This window comes from Rathayibacter sp. AY1C4 (assembly GCF_002932195.1).
Classification (GTDB): Bacteria; Actinomycetota; Actinomycetes; order Actinomycetales; family Microbacteriaceae; genus Rathayibacter.
The window spans coordinates 1-5,102 of the sequence record NZ_PSWE01000057.1 but is presented as its reverse complement, the minus strand read 5'-3'; the positions used below and the strand labels follow the sequence as shown (position 1 = coordinate 5,102).

Here is a 5,102-nt window from a genome sequence, read left to right as displayed (position 1 = left end):
GTGCTGTTCAGCCGGATCCCCGACACCATCGCCGCGGCCTTCGAGAACCCGGCGCTCATTGCGGACTCCTTCGGCAGCGGTCCGACCATCCTAGAGCCCCGGTGGAGCGCTCTCTCGCCCTGGAACGCGGGACATCGTGCCCCGGACGACCGCGAGGCGCCGCCTCCCCGGCCGGACACCGCGGTGAGGGCGGTGTCCGGGCGGCGGAGGCGGCGCCTCGGAGGGGAGGAGCGGAGCGCAGGACGCGGTCGGCCGGCGCTTCCCGATCAGGCCCGGTGGGCGCCGTGCCCGTCGCGGGGAGGAGCGGTGCGGATCGAGTCCGTCCGGACGTCCGGCTCGATGCTGCCCGCGGCCAGGTCGGCCCCGGCGCGCGCGGCCAGCTGCGGGTCCGTGCGGCGCAGCTCCTCCGCGCTGTCCTCGGCCGCGAGGTCGTGCGCCTCCTGCATGGCCGACTTCGCCCGCAGCGGCGGGGTCTTGAGGAACCACGAGAGCACGAAGGCCAGCAGGACCACGCCCAGCGCGACCTGGAACACGGTCACGGTCGCGTCGTTGAACCCGGTCAGGAACGGGGCCGACAGGGCGCGGTCCGCGGTGTTCAGGAACGACGTGTCCCCGTCGAGCGCGGAGCCGATCGCGGCGGTGTCCTGCGACTGCAGCAGCTTCAGGATCCCGGCGTTGGCCGGGTCCGCGGCGACGGCGGGGTCGGTGGCGGCCCGCTGCAGATCCGCCGCGAGCGCCGGGTTCTCGAAGGCCGCGGCGATGGTGTCGGGGATCCGGCTGAACAGCACCGAGAAGATCACGGCGGTGCCCAGGGTGCCGCCGATCTGGCGGAAGAATGTGGAGGCGCTGGTCGCGACTCCCATGTTCGCCACGTCGACCGAGTTCTGCGAGGCCAGGGTGAGGGTCTGCATCATCTGCCCGAGCCCGAGGCCCAGCATCAGCATCCCGCCCATCATGAAGATCACCGGCTTGTCGATCGTCACGAAGGTGAAGTAGAAGAACGCGGCCGACATCAGGAACGTGCCGACGATCGGGAAGGCGCGGTAGCGGCCCGTGCGCGAGATGATCTGACCCGAGACGATCGAGGCGATCATCAGGCCGAGGATCATCGGCAGCATCAGGAAGCCGGACTCGGTCGGCGTGGCGCCGTTCACCAGCTGCAGGTACAGCGGGATCGCCATCATGCCGCCGAACATGCCGAAGCCGACGAGGACGCCCAGCACGGTCGCCATCGAGAAGGTCGGCGAGCGGAAGAGCTTGAGGGGGATGAGCGCGTCGTCGCCCATCATCCGCTCGGCCGCGATGAAGCCGATGACGCCCAGCGCGCCGACGATGTAGCAGACCCACGCGATCGGCGAGCCCCAGCCCCACTCGCGGCCCTGCTCGGCGATCAGCAGCAGCGGTCCCGCGGCGATGACGACGAGGGAGGCGCCCCACCAGTCGATCCGCACCGAGCGCTTGCCGGCGGGCTTGGGCAGGTGGAGGAACCGCACGACGATGAAGAGCGCGACGGCGCCGATCGGGAGGTTGATCAGGAAGACCCAGCGCCAGCCGGTGATGAAGAGGATCTCGGGGGTGCCGGCGAGCAGGCCGCCGATGAGCGGTCCGACGACGCTGGAGATCCCGAAGACGGCCAGGAAGTAGCCCTGGTACTTGGCGCGCTCGCGCGGGGGCAGGATGTCGCCCATCACCGTGAGCGCGAGCGACATGAGTCCGCCGGCGCCGAGGCCCTGCACGGCGCGGAAGCCCGCGAGGCCGAGCATCGAGGTCGAGAAGCCGGCGAGCGTCGAGCCGATCAGGAACAGCACGATCGCGATCAGGTAGAGCGGGCGGCGTCCGAAGATGTCGGAGAGCTTGCCGTAGATCGGCGTCGCGATCGTCGAGACGATCAGGTAGGCGGTGGTCACCCACGCCTGCTGCGAGAGGCCGTCGAGGTCGTCCGCGATGGTGCGCATCGAGGTGCCGACGATGGTCTGGTCGAGCGAGGAGAGGAACATCCCCGCCATCAGCCCGAAGATGACGAACAGGATCTGCCGGTGCGACATCACGGCGCCGGACGGCGTCGAGGTCGGAGCGGATGGAGCGGAGGCGGAGTCGGCCACGGTGGTCCCCTTGTCTGGCGGACGCGTCCAGGCACGGCGATCCGCCGCAAACGTTGCGTGCTGCGCAAAGTTACACCGCGTGCGGAGAGCGCGACAGAGCGTCCGGCGAGCCTGAACGGGATCTCAGGGCCGCCGTGCCGGGGCCGTGCATCAGGCCGGAGCGGGGACCGCCTCGTCCGCCCAGCCGGCCTCACGGAGCGCTGCGCGGGCCTCGGCTCGGGCAGAGTACGGCGTGCGCACGCCGAGGATGTCGCGGTAGTTCTGGTGCCCAGGACCGGCCCAGAGGATGGCGTCGCCCTCGTGCGCCAGGGAGACGGCGACGCGGATGGCGCGCTTGGGGTCGTCGACCTCGTGGATCTCGGCGTCCGGACGGGCGGCGCGGGCGGCGTCGACGAGGGTGCGCCGGATCGAGGCCGGGTCCTCGAAGCGCGGGTGGTGGTCGGTGACGACCAGCACGTCGCTGCCCAGGACGGCGGCTCCGGCCATGGCCGGGCGCTTGAGCGCGTCCCGGTCGCCGTCGGCGCCGAACACCATGACCACGCGGCCGGGAGTGACCTCGCGGACGGCCTCCAGGGTGCGGGCGAAGGCGTCGGCGCTGTGTCCGAAGTCGACGTACACCGTGGGGCCGCGGTCGCCGGAGACGCGCTCGGTGCGGCCGGGGAGGGAGGCGTCCACTCCGCCGTCGCGGTGCAGCGCGGCGCGGATCTCGCCGATCGGCCGACCGGACTCGATCAGCATCACGATCGCCAGTCCGGCGTTGGCGGCCATGTGGGTGCCGATGATCGGGACGGAGGTCGTGATGGCACGGCCCTCGCGGTTGCCGATCCGGAAGCGGGTGCGGCCGAACTCCTGCTCGAGCACCGTCACGGTCCAGTCGGCGTCGACGCCCGGGAGGGAGGTGATCGTGGTGACCGGCACGCCGGCGACCTCGACGAGGCGCGCGCCCGCGGGGGAGTCGAGCGAGACGACGGCCCGGCGCGCGCGATCGGGCTGGAACAGCTGGGCCTTCTCGCCGAAGTAGGTGTCCATGTCGCCGTAGTCGTCGAGGTGGTCGTGGCTGAGGTTCGTGAAGCCGGCGACGTCGAAGACCACGCCGTCGACGCGGTGGCGGGTGAGCGCCTGGGCGCTGACCTCGATCGCGGCCGCGCCGACGCCCTCCTCCTCCATGCGGGCGACGAGCGCGTGCAGCTCCGTCGCCTCCGGGGTGGTCAGGCCGCTGGTCACCGAGGTGTCGCCGATGTGACGCTCAGCGGTCGAGCTGAGGCCGGGCACGACGCCGAGCTGGCGGAGGATCCCCTCGAGCATGTGGACGGTCGACGTCTTGCCGTTGGTGCCGGTCACGCCGAGCAGCACGGGGGAGCGCTCGGCCGTCCCGTAGACGGCGGCGGCGACGGCGCCCAGGCGGGAGCGGGGGTCGTCGACCACGAGGACGGGCAGACCCGTCGCGCGCGCGGCATCGGCGCCCGCGGTGTCGGTCAGCACGGCGGAGGCGCCGCGGGCCACGGCCTGCTCGACGAACTCGGCCCCGTGGCGGTTGACCCCGGGCAGGGCGACGAAGAGGTCGCCGGGCTCGACGTCGGAGGCGATCAGCGTCACTCCGCTGATCTCGGCCGTCAGGCCGCCCTCGTCGCCGATCTCGAGCGTCCGAGCGAGGGCGGCGAGAGGGACGGAGGGTGCGGTGAGGGGTCGGAGCATGGGGTCCTTCCATCGACGGCTCCGTGGGGGGCCGTGCGGCCGAGGGGGCGGTCGCACACGGAGTCGTGGCTGTCACTCAAGCTAGGGGGTCTGCTTATGTGAATCCTTAGAGGATATGCGCGACCCGCGTGGAGGGGCACGGGTGGACAGAACCGATCGCCGGTGCTTCAGCAGATGCGCAGGAACGGGTCTGTCTAGGCTCGGAGGATGACGTCGAACGAGAACGAGCCGACCGATGGGCGCCCCGTCCGCCGCCGAGCCCTGGTCATCGGGGGTGTGGCCGCCGCGGCGGGCCTGACCGCGCTGGGGGTCGGAGCCGCCATCGGGAACGGAGCGCCGGCGCCCTCGCCGACCCCCTCGACGGCGCCGCCCGCTCCGTCGCCCTCCGCCGCCGCGACCACTTCGGCGCCCACAGCGGAGCCGACCGCCACTCCGACTCCCACACCCACTCCCACCGCCTCCGGGATCGACCTCACCGCGCAGTCCGTCGACGACCCGGCGAGCACCTGGGTCGTCGTCAACAAGCTGCGGACGCTCGCGCCGGTCGACTACGTCCCCGCCGACCTGACCTTCCCCGACGTGCCCTACGTCAACCGGCAGCCGATGCGCCAGGCGACCGCGGACGCCCTCGTCCCGCTCTTCGCCGCCGCCCGCTCCGAGGCCGGCCTCTCGCTGGCGGTGCAGAGCGCCTACCGCTCCTACGACACCCAGGTCAGCGTCTACGCGGGCTGGGTGTCCTCGCGCGGGCAGGCGGGAGCGGATGCGACGAGTGCGCGCCCGGGGCACAGCGAGCACCAGACCGGCTGGGCGGTCGACGTGGTGGGAGCGTCGGGCGCGTGCGCGCTCGAGATCTGCTGGGGCGACACTCCGGAGGGGCAGTGGGTCGGCGCCAACGCCCATCGCTTCGGCTTCCTCGTGCGCTACAAGCCCGACGCCACTCCGATCACGGGGTACGAGTCGGAGCCGTACCACCTGCGGTACGTCGGGACCCAGCTCTCCGGGTACCTGCACGACTCCGGCATCGAGACGCTCGAGCGCGCCTTCGGCCTTCCGGATGCGCCCGATTACGCACCGGGGACCACTTCCTAGGCGGTCTAGCGATCACAGACGGACACGATCGGGCGTGACACGCGCCGCTCGTTACCGTACTGTTATTCGGAGCGCTTTCGGAGGCCCGTCTGACGGATCTCCCACCCCCGCCTGGTGACATAGCCGCTTCCCCTGCTCCCGAGCCCGGTCCCCCGACGAGGCCACCGAGAGCCGCGTCCGATGAGCGACTTCCAGCGCCCCGCGCCCACCGCCCCC

3 protein-coding genes are annotated in these 5,102 nt (G+C 72.1%); 1 reads left to right on the top strand and 2 read right to left on the bottom strand.

Features of this window, described 5'->3' with window-relative positions; translation table 11 throughout:
• Nucleotides 1–266: 266 nt before the first annotated feature.
• Nucleotides 267–2,045: an MDR family MFS transporter gene (locus tag C5C99_RS16500; protein ID WP_104340429.1), complete on the bottom strand. Its 1,779-nt coding sequence runs from the start codon at nt 2,043–2,045 to the stop codon at nt 267–269.
• A 207-nt stretch (nt 2,046–2,252) separates the two neighbouring features.
• A complete protein-coding gene (locus C5C99_RS16495) occupies nt 2,253–3,797 on the bottom strand; it encodes a Mur ligase family protein (protein WP_104269404.1) in 1,545 nt (514 codons plus the stop codon).
• A 207-nt stretch (nt 3,798–4,004) separates the two neighbouring features.
• Between C5C99_RS16495 and C5C99_RS16490 the strand changes: the two genes are divergently transcribed.
• Nucleotides 4,005–4,886 carry a D-alanyl-D-alanine carboxypeptidase family protein gene (locus C5C99_RS16490; protein WP_104226215.1) on the top strand — a complete coding sequence of 294 codons (882 nt, stop codon included), beginning with the start codon at nt 4,005–4,007 and terminating at the stop codon, nt 4,884–4,886.
• Nucleotides 4,887–5,102 lie beyond the last annotated feature (216 nt).